The sequence below is a fragment of the Kitasatospora sp. NPDC058444 genome (genome assembly GCF_042721415.1).
Lineage (GTDB): Bacteria > Actinomycetota > Actinomycetes > Streptomycetales > Streptomycetaceae > Kitasatospora.
In genome coordinates this window covers 115,716-138,439 of the sequence record NZ_JBHXLL010000022.1, presented here as the reverse complement: position 1 = coordinate 138,439, position 22,724 = coordinate 115,716, and the positions used below count along the sequence as shown (strand labels likewise).

The 22,724-nt window shown below is 75.6% G+C and carries 16 protein-coding genes; 15 read left to right on the top strand and 1 reads right to left on the bottom strand.

The window, feature by feature from the left end:
* Positions 1-78: 78 nt before the first annotated feature.
* The 5 genes from ACFWP2_RS23260 (at position 79) to ACFWP2_RS23240 (ending at position 3,359) form a co-directional block, all read left to right on the top strand.
* On the top strand, positions 79-1,110 hold the full coding sequence (locus ACFWP2_RS23260) for a type II secretion system F family protein (RefSeq protein WP_380454364.1): 1,032 nt from the start codon (positions 79-81) through the stop codon (positions 1,108-1,110).
* A gap of 176 nt (positions 1,111-1,286) precedes the next feature.
* A complete protein-coding gene (locus ACFWP2_RS23255) occupies positions 1,287-1,883 on the top strand; it encodes a hypothetical protein (RefSeq protein ID WP_380454361.1) in 597 nt (198 codons plus the stop codon).
* Positions 1,884-1,934: 51 nt separating this feature from the next.
* Positions 1,935-2,216 (top strand): DUF4244 domain-containing protein, encoded by a 282-nt coding sequence (locus ACFWP2_RS23250; protein ID WP_380454359.1) that lies wholly within the window; start codon positions 1,935-1,937, stop codon positions 2,214-2,216.
* A gap of 268 nt (positions 2,217-2,484) precedes the next feature.
* Positions 2,485-2,847 carry a TadE family type IV pilus minor pilin gene (locus tag ACFWP2_RS23245; protein ID WP_380454357.1) on the top strand — a complete coding sequence of 121 codons (363 nt, stop codon included), beginning with the start codon at positions 2,485-2,487 and terminating at the stop codon, positions 2,845-2,847.
* Positions 2,835-3,359 carry an Rv3654c family TadE-like protein gene (locus ACFWP2_RS23240; RefSeq protein ID WP_380454355.1) on the top strand — a complete coding sequence of 175 codons (525 nt, stop codon included), beginning with the start codon at positions 2,835-2,837 and terminating at the stop codon, positions 3,357-3,359. The genes ACFWP2_RS23245 and ACFWP2_RS23240 overlap by 13 nt, the downstream gene beginning before the upstream one ends.
* On the opposite strand, the gene ACFWP2_RS23235 is transcribed toward ACFWP2_RS23240, so the two are convergent.
* Positions 3,354-5,786 carry a DEAD/DEAH box helicase gene (locus ACFWP2_RS23235; protein WP_380454353.1) on the bottom strand — a complete coding sequence of 811 codons (2,433 nt, stop codon included), beginning with the start codon at positions 5,784-5,786 and terminating at the stop codon, positions 3,354-3,356. The genes ACFWP2_RS23240 and ACFWP2_RS23235 overlap by 6 nt on opposite strands.
* A gap of 222 nt (positions 5,787-6,008) precedes the next feature.
* Here ACFWP2_RS23235 and bldG point away from each other — a divergent pair, with 222 nt between their 5' ends.
* The 10 genes from bldG to ACFWP2_RS23185 all read left to right on the top strand — a co-directional run bounded on the left by bldG (position 6,009) and on the right by ACFWP2_RS23185 (position 22,631).
* Positions 6,009-6,350 carry an anti-sigma factor antagonist BldG gene (gene bldG / locus ACFWP2_RS23230; RefSeq protein ID WP_030240921.1) on the top strand — a complete coding sequence of 114 codons (342 nt, stop codon included), beginning with the start codon at positions 6,009-6,011 and terminating at the stop codon, positions 6,348-6,350.
* Between the two features lie 159 nt (positions 6,351-6,509).
* Positions 6,510-6,929, top strand: coding sequence for an ATP-binding protein (locus tag ACFWP2_RS23225; RefSeq protein WP_380454350.1), 420 nt, complete (start codon positions 6,510-6,512; stop codon positions 6,927-6,929).
* Positions 6,930-7,176: 247 nt separating this feature from the next.
* Entirely contained in the window at positions 7,177-7,950 is a 774-nt protein-coding gene (locus tag ACFWP2_RS23220) for a hypothetical protein (protein ID WP_380454348.1), read from the top strand.
* Positions 7,951-8,435: 485 nt separating this feature from the next.
* On the top strand, positions 8,436-9,968 hold the full coding sequence (locus tag ACFWP2_RS23215; RefSeq protein WP_380454346.1) for a methyltransferase: 1,533 nt from the start codon (positions 8,436-8,438) through the stop codon (positions 9,966-9,968).
* 322 nt (positions 9,969-10,290) lie between these two features.
* The gene (locus ACFWP2_RS23210) at positions 10,291-10,749 is read left to right on the top strand and encodes a DUF3592 domain-containing protein (protein WP_380454344.1); all 459 of its coding nucleotides are present in this window, start codon (positions 10,291-10,293) and stop codon (positions 10,747-10,749) included.
* Positions 10,750-11,153: 404 nt separating this feature from the next.
* Positions 11,154-14,069: a type I DNA topoisomerase gene (gene topA, locus ACFWP2_RS23205; protein WP_380454342.1), complete on the top strand. Its 2,916-nt coding sequence runs from the start codon at positions 11,154-11,156 to the stop codon at positions 14,067-14,069.
* Between the two features lie 157 nt (positions 14,070-14,226).
* Positions 14,227-17,814 (top strand): dTMP kinase, encoded by a 3,588-nt coding sequence (gene tmk, locus ACFWP2_RS23200; protein WP_380454340.1) that lies wholly within the window; start codon positions 14,227-14,229, stop codon positions 17,812-17,814.
* Positions 17,815-18,052: 238 nt separating this feature from the next.
* Entirely contained in the window at positions 18,053-19,264 is a 1,212-nt protein-coding gene (locus ACFWP2_RS23195; protein ID WP_380454388.1) for a DNA polymerase III subunit delta', read from the top strand.
* A 269-nt stretch (positions 19,265-19,533) separates the two neighbouring features.
* On the top strand, positions 19,534-20,757 hold the full coding sequence (locus tag ACFWP2_RS23190) for a hypothetical protein (protein ID WP_380454337.1): 1,224 nt from the start codon (positions 19,534-19,536) through the stop codon (positions 20,755-20,757).
* Positions 20,758-21,134: 377 nt separating this feature from the next.
* Positions 21,135-22,631 (top strand): alpha/beta hydrolase, encoded by a 1,497-nt coding sequence (locus ACFWP2_RS23185; protein ID WP_380454335.1) that lies wholly within the window; start codon positions 21,135-21,137, stop codon positions 22,629-22,631.
* Positions 22,632-22,724: the final 93 nt, after the last annotated feature.

The window sequence follows — 22,724 nt, the reverse complement described above, 5'->3', positions numbered from 1 at the left end:
CAGCGGGTGCGTCGTGGGCGCCCTGGTGCTGCTCGGTGGCGCGGGTCGGAAGGGCAGAGGACAACGGAGGTGAGAGAAATGACGCAAGGTCAGCAGGCTTTCTGCTGGACGATGGTGCTGTGCCTGGTGGCCGTCGCCGCGTGGCGCGCACTGCAGGAGCAGTTGCCGGGCGGCCGGCGCTCCAGGCTGGTGCTGGCGGGCGGCGGGCCCGCGGTGCTGAGAGCGGGCCCGGAGGTGGTGGTGCGGGCCGGGCCCCGGGGCCGGCTTCCGGAGTTCCTGGCACCCGAACTGCTTCTCCTGCCAGTCGGGTTGGCCGTCGGGCAGGCCACCGCCTCGCCGGTGCCGGTGCTCGCGGCGGCCCTGGCCGTCCTGCCGCTGCGCAGTTGGCGGGCGCGGCGGCGCCTGGCGGCGGAAGCTCGGCACCGGGCCGCGGCCGTCGTGGAGCTCTGCGCCGGCCTGGCGGGGGAGTTGCGCGGCGGGGCGACGCCGGAGCAGGCGCTGCACCTGGTGACCGCGCGGCTCGCCGCCGATCCGGAGGGGCTGCGCAGACTCGGAGAGGAGCCGGTGGCCCGGCTCGCGGCCGGCCGCTATGGCGGGGACGTGCCCGCCGCGCTGCACCTGCTGGCCGACCTGCCGGGCGGTAGCGGAGCCGCGGCCATCGCGGCCTGCTGGCGGGTGGCCGCGCACAGCGGGTCGGGGTTGGCCGCCGCGCTGGACCGGGTCGCCGAGGCGCTGCGCGGCGAGCGGGCGCTCGCTGAGGAGATCGCCGGGGAACTGGCCGGGCCGCGCGCGACGATCGCCGTCCTGGCCGCGCTGCCGGGTGTCGGGCTGCTCCTCGGCGCGGGGCTCGGGGCGCACCCGTCGGAGGTCCTGCTGCACACCCCGGTCGGGCTGGGCTGCCTCGTGGCGGGCGCGGTCCTGGAGGGGTTGGGCGTGCTCTGGACGGCCCGCATCGTCCGGGCGGCGGCCCACGGCGCGCTGGAGGTCCCTCCGGGGCGCGGTGAGCGGAGTCGAGCCCTCGGCCGTACGGTGCCCGATCCTCGGGCGAGCGAGCCGGCCTGTGGGCTGTCGCGGGTACGCACGCGGGCGCTCGGGGCGGGGGCGAGGTGATGCGAGGCATCGAGTGGGTGGCGATCGCTCTTCCGGTGGGCGCGGCCGCGGCCACGTGGACGCCGGCGCGTGGCCGGGCGAGGCACCGCCGGGTGCTCGCCCGGGCCCGAGGTGGAGAGGAGGCGGAAGGCCGAGTCGGGCCGGCGGCCTCGGGTGCCGGGCGTCGACGCCGGGTGGTGACGGCGGCTGTCGCCGGGCTCGCGGCGGCGGTGCTGGTCGGCGGCGGCGCCGGTCTGGCCGTCGGGGTGCTGCTGGCGGTGGGCGTCCACCGGTGGTCGGCCCGGGCACGGTCGCCGGTCGATCGCCGGGCGGTCCGTGACGAGGAGCTGCTGGCCAGGCAACTCCCCCTGAGTGCCGAACTGTTGGCGGCCTGCCTCGGCTCGGCGGCGCTGCCCTCGGACGCCGTGTCGGCGGTGGGGCGGAGCGTGGGCGCGCCGCTGGGCCCCCGACTGGTGGCGATCGGGGCCGAACTGGCCCTGGGTGCACCGCCGGAGCTGTGCTGGAGCCGCTTGGGCGAGCAGTACCCGTCACTGGCGCCGCTGGCGCGCTGTCTGGAGCGCAGCAGCCTCGGCGGTGTCCCCGCCGCCGGTCCGCTGATCGGGCTGGCGCAGGGGCAGCGCACGGCGGCCGCCCGCGCGGCCCACGCCCGGGTCCGCCGGGCCGCGGTGCTTGCCACCGCGCCGCTGGGGCTCTGCTTCCTCCCGGCCTTCGTCCTGATCGGCGTGGTGCCGGTGGTCGTCGGCCTCACCAGCCGTTTCGCCCAAGTGATGTGACTGAGAGTCAGTTGTGTGGACATCAGTGGACAACGAACGAAGGAGAATCTCATGACCGCAGTGACCGCAGTGACCGCGATCGGGCCCGGTGCCGGGCGTCCACTCCGCCCGTTGGCCGGGGCGTGGCGGGAGAGGAGCCGCCGGGCAGCCGGCCGGGTGCGCAGCGTGGCCCGGCTCCGGGGCCGCTCGGACGCCGGGATGACCACGGCCGAGTACGCCGTGGGGACGCTGGGCGCGTGCGCCCTCGCGGCCGGGCTGTACAAGGTGGTGACCAGTGAGGCCATCACGGGGGCGTTGACCGACATGCTGGTGCGGGCGCTCCATGCCACCTAGGACGGCTCGTCGGACCCCTGCCGGCGGGCCTCCCATGGTCGGGACGGCCCGGGGCGCCGGAGCACTCCGTGGGGTGGCCGTCGGCCGCCGACGGCCCCCGGCCTGCCGCCCGGGAGGCGCCCCCGCCGCCTCGTGCGGCACCCGCCTCGATGCCGCTCCGCCCGTGCTCCGGGTGGGCGGCAGGGGCCCGGGGACGGGTTTCGGCCGGTCGGGGGAGCGCGGTGCCGGCCGGGCGTTGTCGTCGCGGCCGCGCGGTGACGCGGGCTTCGTGACCGCGGAGACGGCGGTGGCGCTGCCCGCGCTCCTCCTGCTCGCGGCGATGCTGATCTGGGGCGTGCTCGCGGCGGCCGCGCAGATCCGCTGTGTGGACGCAGCCCGGGTCGGCGCGAGAGCGGCCGCGCGCGGGGAGGCGGACGCCGCCGAACTCGCCCGCGCGGCGGCCCCGCCTGGCGCACAGGTCCGGGTGGCCCTGGCGGCCGACACGGTGCGGGTCGACGTGGAGGCGCCGTGCACGGGCCCGGGCCGGCTCGGCGGGCTGCTCGCCGTCCGGCTCAGCGCGACGGCCGTGGCGGCCCGGGAGGACGTCCTGGTGGCGGTCACGGAGGGCGGCGGTGGCCCATGGCCGTCCTGACCGGGCTCCGGGAGACGGCGGAGCGGGCCGCTCGTGCCCGTGCGGCCCGAGCGGCCGCGGTGGGCGGACGGGGGCCGGACGCCGGCTCGGCGACGGTCTGGCTGCTCGCCCTAGCGATGCTGGGTACGGCGGTGTTCGCCGGGACGATCGCGGTCGGCTCGGTGGTCGCCGCACGGCACCGGGCCGAGTCGGCGGCCGACCTCGCGGCCCTCGCCGCGGCGGACCGACTGCTGCTGGACCAGGACGGCGGCTGCGTCCGGGCCGCCGGGATCGCCGCCGCGCAGGGCGCCGGGCTGGTGTCCTGCGCGGTCGACCGGCCGGCGGACGCCGTCGAGGTGGTGGCCGAGGTGGAGGTCCGCGGGCTCCCGGCCCGACTGCGGGTCGGCCCGGCGCGGGCGAGGGCCCGGGCCGGGCCGGTACGGGCCCCGGTCACCGGCCCCGAGGACGTACCGGACGCCGGGTCGGGCGGGGCTCCCCTCGAAGCCCCGAGCGCTCCGGCGGAGGGCTTATGAACCGGCGGGCGTTCCACCGTCCGGTTCCGAGGCCGCCGCCTCCGGCCCGGCATCCGCCTCCGGCCCGTCCGGTGCCTCCGGTGCTTGCGGTTCGTCCGGCGTCTGCGCGGCTCCGGGTGCCCCGGCGAGCAGGACGTCCAGGAGCCGGACGGCGGCGGCCTTGTCCAGCGGGTCGTTGCCGTTGCCGCACTTGGGTGACTGGACGCAGGACGGGCAGCCGCGCTCGCACTCGCAGGAGGCGATCGCCGTCCGGGTGGCCGTCAGCCACTGGACCGCCCGCCGGAAGCCGCGTTCGGCGAAGCCGGCCCCGCCCGGGTGGCCGTCGTAGACGAACACGGTCGGCAGACCGGTGTCCGGGTGCAGCGGGACGGAGACACCGCCGATGTCCCACCGGTCGCAGGTGGCGAACAGCGGCAGCAGGCCGATCGAGGCGTGCTCGGCGGCGTGGGCGGCGCCGGGCAACTGGTCGAGCGGGATGTCCGCGTCGAACAGCTGGTCCTCGGTGACGGTCCACCAGACCGCCCGGGTGCGCAGCGTGCGGGGCGGCAGGTCGAGCTTGGTCTCGCCCATGATCTCCCCGGTGGAGATCCGCTTGCGGAGGTAGCCGACCACCTGGTTGACCACCTCCACCGAGCCGAAGCTGAGTCGGCCCTCGCCCCATTCCACGGTGGTGTCGGTGTCCAGGACGGAGACGGAGGTGATGTCACGGGCGGCCGTGGTGTACGGCGGGTCGGCCCGTTCGACCAGGGCCACGGAGTCCTCCAGGTCGAACTCCCGGACCAGGTAGGTGCGGCCCTGGTGCAGGTGGACGGCCCCGGTGTGGACGGTGGTGTGGGCGGCCGCGGCGTCCACCGTGCCGAGCAGTCGGCCGGTGTCGGCCTCGACGATCTGTACCGGGCTGCCGCCGCTGCCGCGCAGGTCCACCGCATCGGCCGCGCGCTCGCGACGGGTCCAGTACCAGGAGCCGTCGCTGCGCCGGCGCAGCAGGCCGCGCCGTTCCAGGACCGGCAGCAGCGGCGCGGTGGACGGCCCGAAGAGTTCCAGGTCCGCATCGGTGAGCGGGAGTTCGGCGGCGGCCGCGCACAGGTGCGGGGCGAGCACGTGCGGGTTGTCGGGGTCGAGCACGGTGGCCTCGACGGGTGCCGCGAACAGTGCCTCCGGGTGGTGCACCAGGTAGGTGTCCAGCGGATCGTCCCGGGCGATCAGGACGGCCAGTGCGCCTTGGGCCTCCCGGCCCGCCCGGCCCGCCTGCTGCCAGAGCGAGGCCCGGGTACCGGGGTAGCCGGCCATCAGGACGGCGTCGAGGCCGGAGACGTCGACGCCCAGTTCGAGAGCGGAGGTGGAGGCGAGGCCGAGCAGTCGGCCCGAGTGCAAGTCGCGCTCCAGGGCACGGCGTTCGTCGGCGAGGTAGCCGCCGCGGTAGGCGGCCACCCGTCCGGCGAGCGGGCGGTCGAGCTGGTCCTGGGCCTGGAGCGCCACGAGCTCGGCGGCGCGCCGGGAGCGGACGAAGACGACGGTGCGGATCTCCTGCTCGACCAGGTCGGTCAGCAGGTGCGCGGCCTCGGCGGTCGCGGTGCGGCGCACGGGCGCGCCGTGCTCGCCGACGTTCTCGGTCAGCGGCGGCTCCCAGAGGCCGAAGACCATCGGCCCGCGCGGCGAGGCGTCCTCGGTGACGGCCACGGCGGGCAGGCCGGTCAGCCGCCGGGCGGTCGCGGCCGGGTCGGCGGTGGTGGCGGAGGCCAGCAGGAAGGTCGGTGACGAGCCGTAACGGGCACAGATGCGGCGCAGCCGCCGCAGCACCTGGGCGACGTGCGAGCCGAACACGCCCCGGTAGCTGTGGCACTCGTCGACGACCACGTAGCGCAACGCCTTGAGGAAGGAGGACCAGCGGGCGTGGCCGGGCAGGATGCCCCGGTGGAGCATGTCCGGGTTGGTGAGCACGTAGGAGGCGTACTGGCGGACCCACTCGCGTTCCTCGGGCGGGGTGTCGCCGTCGTACAGGGCGGCGCGGACCCTCGGCGGGGCGAGTTCGGCTGCCCGGCGGCGCTGGTCGGCGGCGAGCGCCTTGGTCGGCGCCAGGTAGAGCGCGGTGGCGCCGCGGCCGTTGCGGGCCTCGGTGCCGTCCAGCAGGTCGCTGAGCACCGGCGCCAGGTAGCCCAGCGACTTGCCCGAGGCGGTGCCTGTGGCGATCACCACAGTCTGGCCGCTTTTGGCCAGATTCATCGCTTCTGCCTGGTGCGCCCACGGCTGTTCCACCCCGAGCGCGCGTGCCGCGGCCACGACCTCCGGACGGATCGGGTCGGGCCACGGTGAATAACGTGCAGGTCGGGCGGGAAGGTGCTCCGTATGGGTGAGCCGGTCGGACCGCCCCCGGCTGGTGGCCAGGGTCGTGAGCAGGGCCTCGGGCGGGCTGTGTCGGGGCGGCATGGGGACCCAGTGTGTCACCGGCGTGACGGAGAATCGTCGTAAGCCATCGTGCGGGCATGGTCGCAGGTGGTTGAATGTGGCCGTGACGGCCGTATGGCCGTGGGTCGCAGCGCCGAGGCTTGCCACGCGTTGGCTGGGCGCGCCCGGGCTCGCGACCATGCGGTGGCGGCCGTCCGGCCGAGGATCGCACATGACGTAGCAAGGCAAGGTGCTGGAGGTTCCGTGGACCTGTCCCTGTCGACCCGTTCAGTCGGCGATCGTACGGTCGTCGAGGTTGGCGGCGAGATCGATGTGTACACCGCCCCGAAGCTGCGGGAGCAGCTGGTCGAGCTCGTCAACGACGGCAAGTACCACCTCGTCGTCGACATGGAGGGCGTTGACTTCCTCGACTCGACCGGCCTCGGTGTGCTGGTGGGCGGTCTGAAGCGGGTGCGCGCTCACGAGGGCTCGCTGCGCCTCGTCTGCAACCAGGAGCGCATCCTGAAGATCTTCCGCATCACCGGCCTGACCAAGGTCTTCCCGATCCACACCTCGGTGGACGACGCGGTCAGCGCGACCGACTGACGCGGCCGGGCCGGCCCGTGCGGTCGGCCCGCTCGTTTCATCGCGTCCGGGTGCCCGGGCCCGTGTGGCCCGGTGCGTCCCCGGGCGCCCCTGGGCCGGTTCCGCCGGCCCGCAGGGGCCGGACCTCCGGCCCCGGTCGGAGCACCCCGAAGGGGAGAGATGGCAACCGTCGAACTTCGATTCAGTGCGCTTCCCGAGCACGTGCGGACGGCCCGACTGGTCGCCGCGGCCGTCGCCAGACGGGCCGGGGTCGACGAGTCGGTGCTCGACGAGGTCCGGCTCGCGGTCGGTGAGGCGTGCTCCCGCGCGGTCGGGCTGCACCAGCGCGGCGGCATCGGCGGCACCGTCCGGGTCGCGTTGACCGATCAGGAGAAGCGTTTCCTCATCGAGGTCGAGGACGAGGCCGGCCCCGCCGCCGTCCCGGCCTCCGGCGCCGCCGAGGGCGGCGAGCCGGACGAGGACACCCTGGGCCTCGCCGTGATCACCGGCCTGGTCGAGGACCTGGAGGTCACCAACGGCACGGACGGTGGCCTGATTCGGATGAGCTGGCCGGTCTCGGTCGCCTCCGTCGCGGTCTGAGCGGCCGTTTCCGCGTTTCCGCGCTTCCGCACGCACCAGAGGGCCGGAGGGCCGGAGGGCCGGCGCGGTCGTCCGGCGGACCGGCAGCGCTTCCGTACGGCGGCGAGCGCAGGCGGCGTGATGCGCCGGACGGCGTACGGCGGGCACGCGGTGGGGAGTAGGAGCGGGGGAACCGGGAACCGGGGGACGGACATCGGCCGTGTAGGTTCGACGACCGATGACGACCGAAACCGAAAGGCTTCTCCCGGTGAACAAGCGACTGCTGGCCGTACCCGCTCTCGGCGTGCTGCTCGCGTTCGGTGCCGTCGGCTGCGGCGGCGACGACAACAGCAAGCAGCTGGAGTCCTGGGCGTCCAACGTCTGCGGCGCCGCCAAGGACCCGATCGCCCAGGCGCAGGCCGCGCTCGCCGACACCGGACAGGTGAAGACCGGTGAAGCCCCCGCCGACCTCCAGAAGCGGCTCTCCACGGACATCGGGCGACTGGCCAAGACCAACCAGGACATAGCCGCCGCCATCGACGCGGCCGGGACGCCCAAGGTGCAGGACGGCGCGGCCCTCCAGAAGGACACCGTCGACGAGCTGAAGAAGGCGGCCGACGGCTACGTCGAGGTCCAGAAGAAGCTGGACGCGCTGCCCAACACCGATCAGGCCAAGTTCGCCGACGGGCTGCGCAGTGTGGCCGACCAGGTGCAGCAGCTGGCCTCGCTCTCCACCCAGGCGCAGAGCAAGCTCCAGCGCGGCGAGCTCGGCGCGGCGATGGCCAAGCAGGAGGGCTGCAAGCCGTCCCCGACCACCGCTCCGACCAGCGGCTCCACCGGTGGTGCGGGTGCCGGCGCGAGCGGCACCCCGGCTCCGGGCGGTGCGGGCACGACCCCCGCCCCCGGTGCCACCGACACCCCTGCTGCCCCGGCCACCACCCCGGCGCCCGGCGCGACCGACGGCGCGAGCCCGGCGGGCGCGACCACCGCCCCGGCCGCCCCGGCCACCACCCCGGCGAACCCCGCTCCCAGCGCGAGCTGAGTCCGGGCGGGCCGGACGATTCGAGGCGCCCGGCCCGGACGTCGGCCCGGTCTCCGGTCCCGTCGCCGGCTCTGACGTGGGCCGGTGGCGGGAGGCTCGGCGGTCACCAGGGCCGCCGCCGGTCCGCCACGGGCCCGTGTGCCTTCGCGGAGTGCCGCCGCCGCGCGAGCCGCTGTCCCGGCCGCCCCGGCCGCCCCGGCCATCACCCCGGCGAACCCCGCTCCCAGCGCGAGCTGAGTCCGGGCGGGCCGGATGATCCGACGGCGTGCCCGTCACCGGCTGCGGGCCCGCATGCCTTCGGGGAACACCGCTGTGCGAGCCGCCGCCTGCGACCGACGCCCGCGGAGGTCGGTCGGACGACCCGGTGTTCCCGTGAGGGCGGCGCGCGGCGGCTTCGGGGGGCGCGCGTGGTGGTGCGGGCTTCCGTCCGATGGCCGCGGGGCGCAGCGGCGGCCGCGGGGCGGGAGGCGGGGGACAATGGCGGGGTGATCAGTAGCCCCGTTCTCGACCCGACCCGCCTCGCCAAGTTCCGCGAGGCGCTGCTCGCCGCCTCGTTCACCGCCGACGGGTGCCTGGACCTGCTCGGGCCCACCGGCTATTCGGCGTTGGCCCGCAGCGAGGCGGTCCCGGCACTGCGGGCGACCCGCGGTGGCAGCCCGCTGGAGACGCTGGTGCGGCTGTTCCTGCTCCAGCAGCCGGTCCCGTACCGGGCGGCCGCCGCCGCGCTGCCGGTGGAGGACTGCCTGGCGGACGGCTGGCTGCGTCCCGACGGCGATCTGGTGCGGGCCACCGTCGACGTCCGGCCGTACGCCAACGAGGTGGCCGGGATGCCCAGTTCGGATGCCTGGGTGGTCTCCGACCTGGGGTGCGCGGTGGGCGGCGCGGGTGGCATCGGTTCCGGCGAGACCGCGCACGGGGTGGCCCGCAAGGACCTGGTGCTGGGTGTCGGCGGCGCCTCCACCACGCTGGCCAACATCACCGTGCGCCGCCCCGTCCGGGCCGCGCTGGACCTCGGTTCGGGCTCCGGCGTCCAGGCGCTGCACGCGGCCCGCCATGCCGGGACCGTCACCGCCACCGACCTCAACGCGCGCGCGCTGCGCTTCACCGAGCTGACCCTGGCGCTGTCCGGTTTCGACAACACCGAGGTGTCCACCGGAAGCCTCTTCGAGCCGGTCGGGGAGCGGAAGTTCGACCTGATCGTCTCCAACCCGCCGTTCGTCATCTCACCGGCCGGCCGGTTCACCTACCGCGACGGCGGCATGGCCGGCGACGACCTGTGCCGCAGCCTGGTCCGCTCGGCCGCCGACCACCTGGAGCCCGGCGGCTACTGCCAGTTGCTCGCCAACTGGCAGCACATCAAGGGCGAGGACTGGCAGGAGCGGCTGGCCGGCTGGGTCGCGGGCACCGGCCTGGACGCCTGGATCGTCCAGCGCGAGGTCCAGGACGTGGCCCAGTACGCCGAGTTGTGGCTGCGCGACGGCGGCGACCACCGCGGCCCCGGCGGCGACTACCAGGCCCGGTACGGCGAGTGGCTGGACGCCTTCGAGGCGGGCCGGGTCGAGGGCATCGGGATGGGCTGGATCACCCTGCGGGCGAGCGGCGCCGAGCGTCCGACCGTCCGGGTGGAGGAGTGGCCGCACCCGGTGGAGCAGCCGCTGGGCCCGCACATCGAGGCCTGGTTCGACCGGCAGGACTTCCTCCGCTCGCACGACGACGCGGGCCTGCTCGCGGCCCGCTACGTGCTGGCCGACGAGGTGGTCCAGGAGCAGGTCGGCGCGCCGGGCGCGGAGGACCCGGAGCACGTGATCCTGCGTCACAACCGGGGCATGCGACGGGCCACCAAGGTGGACACCGTGGGTGCCGGCTTCGTCGGGGTCTGCGACGGGACGCTGTCGGCGGGCGAGATCGTGGACGCCATCGCGCAGCTGCTCGGCGAGGACCGGGTGGTCCTGCGGGACCGGGTGCCGGAGTCGCTGCGTCTGCTGACCGAGCAGGGGTTCATCGACCCGGTTCGCTGAGACACGGGCCGCTGAGACCCGGTCCGCCGAGACCCTGCCGAACGAGACCGGCCTCGCCGGGGTGGGCCGGCCGCCTTGCCGTGCCCGGCCCGGCGGGGCCCGCCCCTGCGCAGCTGCGCAACCCGTCGTAGCCGCGTACCCGCTGGAGCCGCGCAACCCGCCGTAACCCGTTGTAACCGTGCCGCCGTCGTGACCCGGCCGGTTCATCCGCCCGTACCCCCTGGTTCGTCCGGTCGCCGCCGGGCGGCCGTCTCCCGTTGGCTCTCCGCTGTGAAGCTCTGTCCACAGGCTGTGGACAGAGCTGGGGAGCCGGGGGCCAGGGGTGGACACGACGACGGCGATGGTGGGCGGGTCGGTGCTCGCCCTCTTCGGTGGCGTGCTGCTGCTCTGGTGCGCCGCCGAAGTGAGCCTGCGCCTGCGGGTGCGCCGCCGGGGGGCGTCGGCGGTGGCCACAGTGCTGGCCGAGGACGACGTGCACGGCCGGCTGGACAGCGCCCCGCTGCTCTCGTTCTCGGTGCTGCCCTCGGTCGGCGGCCACGGCGCGTACGGGTTCGCCGGGCTGGTGATCGCCCGCCCGCGCGGGCACACCCCACTGCGCCGTCCGGACCGTTTCGCGCCCGGTGCGTCGGTGCGGATCTGTTACGACCCGCAGCGCCCGAGCCGGGTGGTGCTGGCGGCCGGGGAGGTCGGTCGGGCGGCCGTCCTGGACCTGCTGTGGAGCGTCCTGGGCGTGGGCTGTCTGGCGGCGGGCGCCGGGCTCCTGGCCGTGGCCGGCGGCTGAGCCGCGCACTCCCGCGTACCCCCGCGCACCCCCACGTACCCCTGCGGACGACCCACGGCACGTCACGGCCGCCCGACGGAATCTCGCCCCGTCCCGCGCCCGCCCGTCGATTTTCCGTTGACAGATCTTGAAATCCGTCATTCCATCCTCCGGAACCTGCCGAAGGCCCCCCTCCACGGGGCGGGAACCTGCGTCATCGGGTTACCGTTCGAGTGGCGTCGGTGAGCCCGGCAAGTGAAAAAGCGGGATCCTTCCGTTTGACAAGGGTGGCCGGGGTACGGTCACACTCCGCTGGTGGGGGTGTCGTGCCGCGGCAGCCCCGGGACGGTGGAGGGGTCGGGCGGAGCGCAGCCCGTGCTGCCGCCGCCGACCAGCCACATAAGGACCGGGAGAGAAGAGCGAAGGTGTCCCCGAGCAGCGAGACCGCGCACGGACAGCGACTCGTCATTGTCGAGTCGCCGGCCAAGGCGAAGACGATCAAGGGCTACCTGGGCCCCGGCTACATCGTCGAGGCGAGCGTCGGGCACATCCGCGACCTCCCGAGCACCGCGGCCGAGGTGCCGGACAAGTACACCGGTGAGGTGCGCCGCCTCGGGGTGGACGTCGACCACGACTTCGCGCCCATCTATGTGGTCAACGCGGACAAGAAGTCCCAGGTCAGCAAGTTGAAGTCGCTGCTCGCGGAGTCCGACGAGCTCTTCCTCGCCACCGATGAGGACCGCGAGGGCGAGGCCATCGCGTGGCACCTCCAGCAGGTGCTCAAGCCCAAGGTGCCGGTGCACCGCATGGTGTTCCACGAGATCACCAAGTCGGCGATCCAGGAGGCCGTGGCCAACCCGCGCGAGCTCAACCAGCGCCTGGTCGACGCCCAGGAGACCCGCCGCATCCTCGACCGGCTGTACGGCTTCGAGGTCTCGCCGGTGCTGTGGAAGAAGGTCATGCCGAAGCTGTCGGCGGGCCGCGTGCAGTCCGTCGCCACCCGGCTGGTGGTCGAGCGCGAGCGCGAGCGGATGGCCTTCCGCGCCGCCTCGTACTGGGACCTGGTCGGCACCTTCGGCACCGGCCGCACCCCGGTCGACGCCGCCAACCCGGAGACCTTCGGCGCCCGGCTGGCCGCCGTCGACGGCAAGCGGATCGCCAGCGGCCGAGACTTCGGCCAGGATGGCCGGCTGAAGGCCGCCAGCGCGAACACGCTGCACCTGGACGAGCAGGCGGCCCGTCAGCTGGCCGCCGCCCTGGAGCAGACGGCGTTCGCCGTCCGCAGCGTCGAGTCCAAGCCGTACCGCCGTTCGCCGTACGCGCCGTTCCGCACCACCACGCTCCAGCAGGAGGCCAGTCGCAAGCTGGGCTTCGGCGCCAAGCGGACCATGCAGGTGGCCCAGAAGCTGTACGAGAACGGCTTCATCACCTATATGCGTACCGACTCCACCACGCTGTCGGAGACCGCGATCTCCGCCGCCCGGGCCCAGGTCACCCAGCTGTACGGCGCCGACTACCTGCCGGACGCCCCGCGCACCTACGCCAGCAAGGTCAAGAACGCGCAGGAGGCGCACGAGGCCGTCCGCCCGTCCGGCGACCGCTTCCGCACCCCGGCCGAGACCGGCCTGACCGGTGACGACTTCAAGCTGTACGAGCTGATCTGGATGCGCACCGTCGCCTCCCAGATGAAGGACGCGGTCGGCCAGTCCGTCACGGTCCGGGTCGGCGGCACCTCCGCCGACGGCCGGGACGTCGAGTTCTCCGCCTCCGGCAAGATCATCACCTTCCACGGCTTCCTCAAGGCCTACGTCGAGGGCGCCGACGACCCGAACGCCGAGCTCGACGACCGCGAGCGCCGGCTGCCGCAGGTCGCCCAGGGCGACCCGCTGGCCGCCGAGCGGATCACCCCGGAGGGCCACTCCACCAAGCCGCCGGCCCGCTACACCGAGGCCTCGCTGGTCAAGGAGCTGGAGGACCGGGAGATCGGCCGCCCCTCCACCTACGCGTCGATCATCGACACGATCATCCAGCGCCGGTACGTCTTCAAGAAGGGGACGGCGCTCGTCCCGTCCTTCCTCTCGTTCGCCGTGGTCAACCTGCTGGAGAAGCACTTCGGCCGGCTGGTCGACTACGACTTCACCGCCAAGATGGAGGACGACCTCGACCGGATCGCCGCCGGTGAGGCGAAGTCCGTGCCGTGGCTGAAGCGCTTCTACTTCGGTGAGGGCGAGGGCCACGCCACGGGCGGCGCCGCCGAGGCCGGCAACGGCGACGGCGACCACCTGGGCGGCCTGAAGGAGCTGGTCACCGACCTCGGCGCGATCGACGCCCGGGAGATCAGCTCGTTCAGGGTCAGCGACGACATCACCCTGCGGGTCGGCCGCTACGGCCCGTACGTCGAGCGCGCCTCGGCCGTCGAGGGCGAGCCGGGCCAGCGTGCCGACATCCCGGACGAGCTGCCGCCGGACGAGCTCACCGTCGAGCTGGCCGAGGAGCTGCTGGCCAAGCCCAGCGGCGACTTCGAGCTCGGCCCGGACCCGGTCAGCGGCAACATGCTGGTCGCCAAGGACGGCCGCTACGGCCCGTACGTGACCGAGATCCTGCCCGAGGGCACGCCGAAGACCGGCAAGAACGCGGTCAAGCCGCGCACCGCCTCGCTGTTCAAGACGATGTCGCTGGACACCGTCACGCTGGACGACGCGCTGCGGCTGCTCTCGCTGCCGCGGGTCGTCGGCACCGACGCCGAGGGCGCGGAGATCACCGCGCAGAACGGCCGCTACGGCCCGTACCTCAAGCGCGGCACCGACTCCCGCTCGCTCACCAGCGAGGACCAGCTCTTCACGATCACCCTCGACGAGGCACTGGCGATCTACGCCCAGCCGAAGCAGCGCGGCCGGGCCGCCGCCGCCCCGCCGCTCAAGGAGCTGGGCAACGACCCGGTCAGCGAGCGCCCGGTGGTGGTCAAGGACGGCCGCTTCGGCCCGTACGTGACCGACGGCGAGACCAACGCCACGCTCCGCAAGGACGACGACGTCGAGACCATCACGCCGGAGCGCGGGTACGAGCTGCTCGCCGAGAAGCGGGCGCGCGGACCGGTGAAGAAGGCGGCGAAGAAGGCCCCGGCCAAGAAGGCCGCGGCCAAGAAGACGACCACCGCCAAGACCGCGGCGACCAAGACCGCGGCCGCGAAGAAGACCGCCGCGAAGAAGACCACCACCACCAAGACGGCGGCGGCGAAGAAGACGGCGGCCAAGAAGACGGTGGCCGAGAAGACCGCCACGAGCACGACGGCCGAGAGCACGACGGCGGCCGGCAAGACCTCGGCCACCGAAGAGGGCTGATCCCAGGTCACCGCGGCCGGGCCCGCGCCCCCGATCCCGGGGGTGCGGGCCCGAGGCCCGCCGGGTCTGTGCGGGGTACGTCACAACCCGGTGATGAGCGCGATCCGGAAGCCCGCTCGCTCCGTTCCGGCCAGGCCCCGCCCGCTACGCTGACCGTATGACGAGCGAGGAGCAGCCCACCCCCAGCGCCGCCCCGGCCGCCAGAGCCGGGGGGTCCGACCTGCCCGAGGTCGCGCCCGCCGGGACTCCGGCGGACCGGGCCCGGGCGCTGCTGCGGACACGTGCCTACCGGCGCCTGTGGACCACCCAGCTGATCGGCGGCACCGCCGACCGGCTCGGTCTGCTGGTGCTGCTCGCGCTCACCGTGATCGCCGCCGCCCAGGGCGGCCAGTTCGGCAGCCCGCCGCGCAGCCTCGCCTTCGCCCTCGCCGCGGTCCTCGCCGTCCGGGTGGTGGCCACCGGACTGGTCGGCGTCGCGCTGCTCGGCCCGGTGCACCGGCTGGTCGCGGGTCGGCTGGACCGGCGCTGGACGCTGTTCGGCGCCGACGCGCTGCGCGCCCTGCTGATCGGCCTCGCCCCCTGGTGGAGCGTCTGGCTGGGCTCCGCCGCCAAGCCCTCCGGGGTCGCCACGTACGTCCTGCTCGCCACCGTCTTCGTGACCGGTGCCGCCGAGCGGGTCCGGGGGATCGCCAAGGCCGCCGCCGTTCCCGGCCTGCTGCCGCCGGCCGACCCGTACGCACCGGTCGCCGAACAGCGCCCGGCCGCGGCCAACCTGGAGAGCGTCCGGAGCATCGACCGCTTCACCGGCTGGGTCACCGTGCCGCTCGGCGCGCTCGGCCTGGTGGCCTTCACCCTGCTCAACAACATCGGCGCGGCCCTCGGCTCCGACTGGCTGCGCGCCCACCAGCTCACCTTCGCGGCGCTCGGCGCGGCCGGGCTGTTCGCCGCCTCGGCGGTCCGCGACCACCTTCAGCAGCTGCCCGGCGGCCCCGTGTCCGTCGCCCCGGTCTCGCCGTTCCAGGGCCTGCGCGCCCCGACCGACGCCGTCCCCGGCCCCGCGCTGAGCAAGGGCCGCACCGGCAGTGCCCCGTACTTCACCTTCGCCGTCGCGGCCGGCTACGCCGCGATGGCGGGCGTCGCCGCGCTCGCGCTGCTCACCGCCGCCGAGCACCGCGCCGGGCCGATCGGCTACGGCCTGCTGGTGCTCGCCGCCGCCGGGACGCCCGCCCTGGGCGCCCGGCTCACCCGGGCCACGCTGCCCTCGCTGTCCCGCCGCCGGCTGCTCGCACTGGCACTGCTCACCCAGGGCGTCGCGCTGATCCTGGCCGGGCTGGTGCTGGACTTCGTGCTGGTCCTGCTGCTCACGGTGCTGGCCGGCCTGGCCGCCGGGATCGTGGTGTCGGCCGGTCGCACCCTGCTCGCCCAGGAGGTCGAGGAGGCCCGGCTGCCGAAGGTCACCGAGCACCTGTTCGCGGTGCTCCGGGCCGTCGTCGCCGCCGCGCTGGTCGTCGTCCCGCTGATCGCCGCCGCCTACGGGGACGTCGAGTACGGCACCGTCGAGCCCGGCTCCTTCACCTTCATCCACGGCGGCGCGGCCCTGGCCGTCGCCACCTCCGGGCTGCTCACGCTGGTGCTCGCCGCGGTCGTGCTGGTGCGCACCGACGACCGGCGCGGCACCGCGCCGTTCGTCCGGGACCTGGTGGACTCGGTGCGCGGCCCGGGCGGCCCGGTGCCGCACCGGGGCGCGGGCACCGGCTTCTTCATCGCCCTGGAGGGCGGCGACGGCGCCGGCAAGTCCACCCAGGCCCAGGCGCTCGCCGAGTGGATCCGCGGCAAGGGGCACGAGGTCGTGCTCACCCGCGAGCCCGGCGGCAGCCCGGTCGGCCAGCGGCTGCGCGGCCTCGTCCTGGACGTCGGCAACACCGGCCTGTCGCACCGCGCCGAGGCCCTGATCTACGCCGCCGACCGCGCCGAGCACGTCGAGAACGTCATCCGGCCGGCCCTCGCCCGCGGCGCCGTGGTGATCACCGACCGGTACATGGACTCCTCCATCGCCTACCAGGGCGCCGGGCGCGACCTGGCCGCGACCGAGGTCGCCCGGATCTCCCGCTGGGCCACCGGCGGGCTGCTGCCCGACCTGACCGTCGTCCTGGACGTCGACCCGACCAAGGCCCGCGAGCGCTTCACCGAGGCGCTGGACCGGCTGGAGTCCGAGCCCACCGAGTTCCACCTGCGGGTCCGGGCCGGCTTCCTCGCCCTCGCCGCCGCCGACCCGGCGCGCTACCTGGTCGTGGACGGCAGCCAGGCCCCCGGCTTCGTCACCACCGCCATCCGGCACCGGCTCGACCGCGAGCTGCCGCTCTCCGAGCAGGAGAAGGCCGCCCGCGTCGAGCAGGAGCGGCTGGCCAAGGAGGAGGCCGAGCGCCGCGCCGCCGAGGAGGCTCGCAAGAAGGCCGAGGAGGAGGCCGCCGAGCGCAAGCGGCAGGAGGTGCTGGCGCAGCTGCGGGCCGAGCAGGCGGAGAAGGAGCGGCTGGCCGAGGAGGAGGCCGAGCGGGCCGCCGCCGAGGCCCGGCGCAAGGCCGAGGAGGAAGCGCGCCGCCGGGCGGAGGAGGAGGCCCGGCGCCGCGCCGAGGAGGAGGCCGAGCGCCGCGCGGCCGAGGAGGCCCGGCTGGCCGCCGAGGCCGCCGAACGCAAGCGGATCGCCGACGAGGCGGCCGCCCAGGCCGAGCTCCAGCGGCAGCGCGAGCTGGCCCGCGAGGAGCAGCGGCGCCGGGCGGAGGAGGCGCTCCAGCGGGCCGAGGAGGCGCGGCTGGCGCAGGCCGCCGCGCTCGCGGCCGCGGCTGCGGCGGCGGAGTCCGCGGAGGGGCGGGCCGAGGGGCGTCAGGGGTCGGGTTCGGGTGCGGCTTCGGGGCCGAAGTCGGGGTCGGGTTCGGGTGCGGCTTCGGGCCCGGGTTCGGTGGCCGGGGAGTCGGCTGCGGAGACGACCACGGAGCTGCGGGCGGTCCGGGACGTCCCGAAGGACGCTGCCCGGGACGAGGCTCAGGCGTCGGCGCAGGCTCCGTCGGGCGGGCTCGGGGACGAGGCGACGCGCGAGCTGTCGCCGCGGGACCGGCAGGCGGCCGTCCGGGCGGCGGAGGCCGCGGAGGCGCGGAAGGCCGCCGAGGCGCGCCGCGTGGCGGGCGGGACCGCCGGTGCGGTGGACGCGACCGCCAAGCTGCCGGTGGTGCCGGCCTCGGCGGTGGACGAGACGGCCGTGCTGCCGAGGGTCCCGGCGGAGGCCGACCGGACCGAGGTGCTGCCGCGGATCGAGCCGGGTCGTGCCGAGGCGCGCGCCGAGGGGCGCGCCGGAGGCCGTACGGAGGGCCGGCCGGCGCAGGGGCCGCGGCGCGCGGAGCCCGTGGACAGCACCCGTGAGCTGCCGGTGGTCGGCGCGGAGCCGGCTGCCGAGCCGCGGACGCCGTCCCAGACCGAGTCCCAGTCCCAGTCCCGGGCCGGCGGCGAGCGGCCGCGGCCGGAATGGGCCGAGGAGACGCCGCTGGACGACCTGCCGAGCCTCACCGACACGCTGCTCGGCTCGCACGACGAGTGGGCGCGCTGGGAGCGTGGCGGCCCGGGCCAGGAGGCTCCGAACGGCGGCCCGAACGCCGGCCCGCAGGGCGGCGCGGAGCGGCCCGACGACCGCGGGGACGCGCAGGACAAGGGCGACGGCAAGGGCAAGGGCCGTCGCTGGGGCCGCCGGGGCTGACCGGACACGCGTGGCGGCGCCGTCGGGGCAGGTCCCCGGCGGCGCCGTCGCGTTTCGCCGGGCCCGCGTTCCGTCGGACCGCGTTTCGCCGGGCGGCGTTCCGTCGGGCCCGTGGGCCGACGTTCCACGGGCCCGACGTGACCCGGACGGAGCAGTGGGTGTCGGAGCGGAGACGTATGCTCGACGGCGGGGAAGAGGCGCCACGACGGGCGCTGCCGTACGGAGCTTGGGAGCAGCAGTGGCCGTCTGGGACGACCTGGTGGGCCAGGAGCGGGTGGTCGAGCAGCTGACCGCCGCGGCCCGGGCGGCCGGGGCGACGGTCGAGGCCGGCCGCGGGGCCGCGCCGGTCGAGGGCGCGAACGCCTCCCTGATGACGCACGCGTGGCTGTTCACCGGCCCGCCCGGTGCCGGGCAGGTCACCGCCGCGCGCTCCTTCGCCGCCGCCCTCCAGTGCACCAGCCCCGACCTCGCGCTCGGCGGCACGCCCGGCTGCGGGTTCTGCGACGGCTGCCACACCGTGCTGGCCGGCAGCCACGCCGACGTGAAGTACGTCCGCACCGACGGCCTCTCCATCGGCGTCGGCGACATGCGCGACCTGGTGATGCGTGCCTCCAGCTATCCGACCGGCGGCCGCTGGTCGGTGATCCTGGTGGACGCGGCCCACCGGCTCACCGAGGCCGCCGCGAACGCGCTGCTCAAGGGCGTGGAGGAGCCGTCCCCGCGCACCGTCTGGCTGCTGTGCGCCCCCTCCGTCCAGGACGTGCTGCCGACCATCCGCTCGCGCTGCCGCCTGCTGGTGCTGCGCACCCCCGCGGCCGAGGCGGTCGCCGACACGCTGGTCCGCCGCGACGGCGTCGACCCGGAGACCGCCCGGCTCGCCGCGCTCGCCGGACAGGGCGACATCGAACGCTCGCGCCGCCTCGCCGTCGACGAACAGGCCCGCACGCGCCGGACGGAGGTGCTGCGCATCCCGCTGGAGGTCGGCGACATCGGCGGCTGCCTGACCGCCGCCCAGCGCCTGGTCGACACCGCCAAGGCCGACGCCGAGGCGCTCGCCGAGACCCAGGACGCCAAGGAGACCGACGACCTCAAGGCCGCCTACGGCGCCTACGAGGGCGGCAAGGCGCCGCGCGGCATGGCCGGCGCGGTCAAGGAGCTGGAGAAGCGGCAGAAGAGCCGGGCCACCCGCACCCGCCGGGAAACCCTCGGCGTCGCCCTGCTCGACCTGCTGGGCTTCTACCGGGACGTGCTCGCCATCCAGCTGGGCTCCACCGGCGCGCTCGCCAACGAGGACCAGCGGCAGGCGCTGAACCGGGTGGCCCAGGCCGGGCCGGCGGAGAGCACGCTGCGGCGGATCGAGGCGGTGCTGGCCTGCCGACAGGCGCTGGACCGCAACGTCGACCCACTGCTCGCGGTCGAGGCGATGACGGTGGCGCTGCGCGCGGGCTGAGTGCCGGCCGGGGCCGGTCTCCGGTCCGGGGTCCTGCGCCTCTTCGGCTCTGGCGGTTCCACGCCTCTCCGATCCGGGGTTGTACGCCTCCCGGAGCCGGTGCGCCATCCCACCTTCGAGTGAACGAGCGACACTCGCCGGGCACACCGTCGTGTGACCGTCCACCCGTTGTGCACGCTGGGGGCCGACCGCGCCCGCTGCCGGGGCGGTCGCCTCCCGTACGCGCCGGGTCCGGATCGGCGCGACCCCCTCCAGAGGTGGTGCGTCCCGTGGTTCGTTCGCTCCTCGTCATCCCCTTGCTGGCCGCCGCCCTCGGCGGGATCTGGCTGGCCCGGGGTGCCCGACAGCGCTGGCGCGACCTGCGCGCCGCCGAGACCTACGAGCTGGCCGGCGACCGCTGGCCGATGCTGGTGCGGGCGGCCGGGGCGATGGTCTGCGGGGTGTGCGTCACCGCGCTGACGGTGCTCACCGCGCTCGGCGCCTTCGGCGGCCTCGGCCGGGACACCCAGGAACCGGACCGGGCGGAGCCGGTCGTGGACACGGCGGGCTCGGGCTCGGGTTCGGGTTCGGGTTCGGGCGCGGAAGCGGGTACCGGGACGGGCTCGGGGACACCGGTCCGGCAGCAGCAGGCGGCGCCGCCCGTGGACACCGAGTCGGCGGCCGCCCCGGCCGCCGTCCCGGCCGGCGCGCCTGCCGTAGCCGCCGCAGCCCCCGCTGCCGCCGCTGCCGTGGTCAGCCGCTTCGACAGCGTCGGCCACCCCGGCGGGGGCGAGCTGCTCCAGTCCGCCGTGCTCGGCCCCGACGGCCACCCCCGCAACATCCGGGTCTGGCTCCCGCCGCAGTACGCCAAGGAGCCGAACGCCCGCTTCCCGGTCGTCGTGATGCAGGCCGCCACCCCCCTGAAGACCGCCGACGCCGAGGTCCCGGACGTCTTCGAGGGCATCGGTTCGGCCCTCCAGAGCGGCAGGTCCCACCCGTTCATCCTGGTCGCCCCCGAGGCGCCGAACGGCACCGCGCACCCCTGCGAGCTGGTCGCCGCCGCCCCGGCCGCCGTCGCCGACGACGCGACGCTGCGCACCACCGTCGCGACCTCCTTCCGCACCCTGCCGCCCGGCCCGGCCTCCTGGGGCACCCTCGGGGTCGAGGGCGGCGCACCCTGCGCGGCCGCCGCCGGACTGTCCCGGCCTGACCTGTACGGTGCGGCCGCGGCGGTCTCCGGCCGGTACGACGCCACCGCGCTCACCCAGACCGGCGCCGAGGCCCCGGCCGGCAGCGCCGCCAAGCTGCTGCTGGCCGCCGCCAAGGGCGACTCCGCCGGGCTGGACGCGGCCCGCAAGCTCCAGGCCGCGCTGAAGGCCGGCCCCGGAGCGGCGGCCAAGGCCGACGTGCGGATCTCGGACAACGTGCAGGACTTCACACCCGAGCGCGAGCGGCTGCGGCTGGTCCGTCAGGCGGCGCAGTTCCTGGCCGAGGCGCTGGCCAAGGCGTCCTGAGGGCAGGTCCGGCGGCGCTACGCTGCCCGGTACCCCGGGGCGGGTGCCGGGCAGCGGCGTTTCCTCCGGTGCTCCTTCGGGGTTCTTCGGATCTCCTTCGGTGTTCCTTCGGTTCTTCCACGTGCTGGTCGACTGCGGAGAGGTGGCGGATGAGGGCCTTCGGGCGGGCACGGGCACGGGCGCAGGCATCGGCACGGGTAGGGGCACAGGCCTCGGCGCGGGCGCAGTCCCGGGCGCGGGCACGGGCACGGGCGCTGGCTGCGGCGCTGGTCGTCGTCGGGCTGCTGACGGGCGGGTGCAGCGCGGATCCGTCCGGGGCGCCGACGGCGTCCTCCTCGGACCCGGCGGCCTCCGGCGCGCCCTCGGACCAGGCGGTCGTGCGGCCCGGCGCCACTCCGCTGGAGCCGCTGCCCGCCGCCGTCCCGGCCGCGCTCGCGCCGTACTACGCGCAGCGTCCGGTCTGGCAACCCTGCGACAGCGGGTTCGAGTGCACGACGTTCCGGGTGCCGCTGGACTACGACCACCCGGGGGACGGGGACCTCACCCTCGCCGCCGCCCGCGCGGCGGCCGAACCGCCGGGCCCCGGGAACGCTTCCCCCGCCCCGTCCGCCACCGCCTCCCAGGACACGCGGCTCGGATCCCTGCTGCTCAACCCCGGCGGCCCCGGCGGCTCGGCGATCGAGTACCTGGAAGCCGCCGCCCGGACGTACGACCGCGGCGTGCGGGCCCGCTACGACCTGGTCGGCCTCGACCCGCGCGGGGTGGGCCGCAGCACCCCCGTCAGCTGCCTGAGCGGCGACCGGATGGACGCCTACACCGCCGTCGGCCTGACGCCCGGCGACCAGCAGGGGATCGACGCGCTGATCACGGCCGACAAGGAGTTCGCCGAGGGCTGCCGGAAGCAGGCCGGGGCGGCGCTCGGCCACCTCAGCACCGTCGAGGCCGCTCGCGACATGGACGTGCTGCGCGCCCTGCTCGGCGACGAGAAGTTGAACCTCGTCGGCAAGTCCTACGGCACCTTCCTCGGCGCCACCTACGCCGGGCTGTTCCCCAGCCGGGTGGGGCGGCTGGTGCTGGACGGCGCGATGGACCCCGCGCTCGACTCCGTCACCGGCAACCGCACCCAGGCGGGCGGCTTCGAGACCGCCTGGACCGCCTTCGCCCAGGACTGCGCCAAGCGCGAGGACTGCCCGCTCGGCCGCACCGAGCAGCAGGTCGGCGAGCAGCTCACCGCCCTGCTCGGGGGAGTCCGCACCGCCTCGCTGCCCACCACCGAGGCCGGCCGTCGGCTCACCGAGTCCCTGGCGACCACCGGCGTCATCCAGGCCATGTACGCCGACTTCCTCTGGCCCAAGCTGCGCGCCGCGCTCACCGACGCCGCGGCCGGCGACGGCACCGGTCTGCTGAAGCTCTCCGACGACTACTACGGGCGCGAGCCGGACGGCTCGTACCCCAATCTGATGTTCGCCAACACCGCGGTGAACTGCCTCGACCTGCCCGCCCCGTTCCACGGGCCGGAGGACGTCCAGCGGGCGGTGCCGGAGTTCGAGCGGGTCTCGCCGCACTTCGGGCGCGACATGGCCTGGATGGCCCTGACCTGCACGTACTGGCCGGTCCGGGCCACCGGGGCGGCGCACACCATCCGGGCCGCCGGCGCGGCCCCGATCGTCGTCATCGGCACCACCCGCGACCCGGCCACCCCGTACGCCTGGGCGCGGTCGCTGGCCGGCCAGCTGGAGTCGGGCCGCCTGCTCACCTTCGACGGCGACGGCCACACCGCGTACGGCCGGCACAGCACTTGCGTGGACGGCGCGGTGAACCGCTTCCTGCTGACCGGGGAGGCCCCGGAACAGGGCAAGCGCTGCGAGCGGTAGGGCGGGCCCGGTACCGCCCGTCCGACAGGTGGTTTCCACTTCAACCGATTACCGGTGCGACGTTACGATGAGCGCCCCCTGCCACCCTCTCCT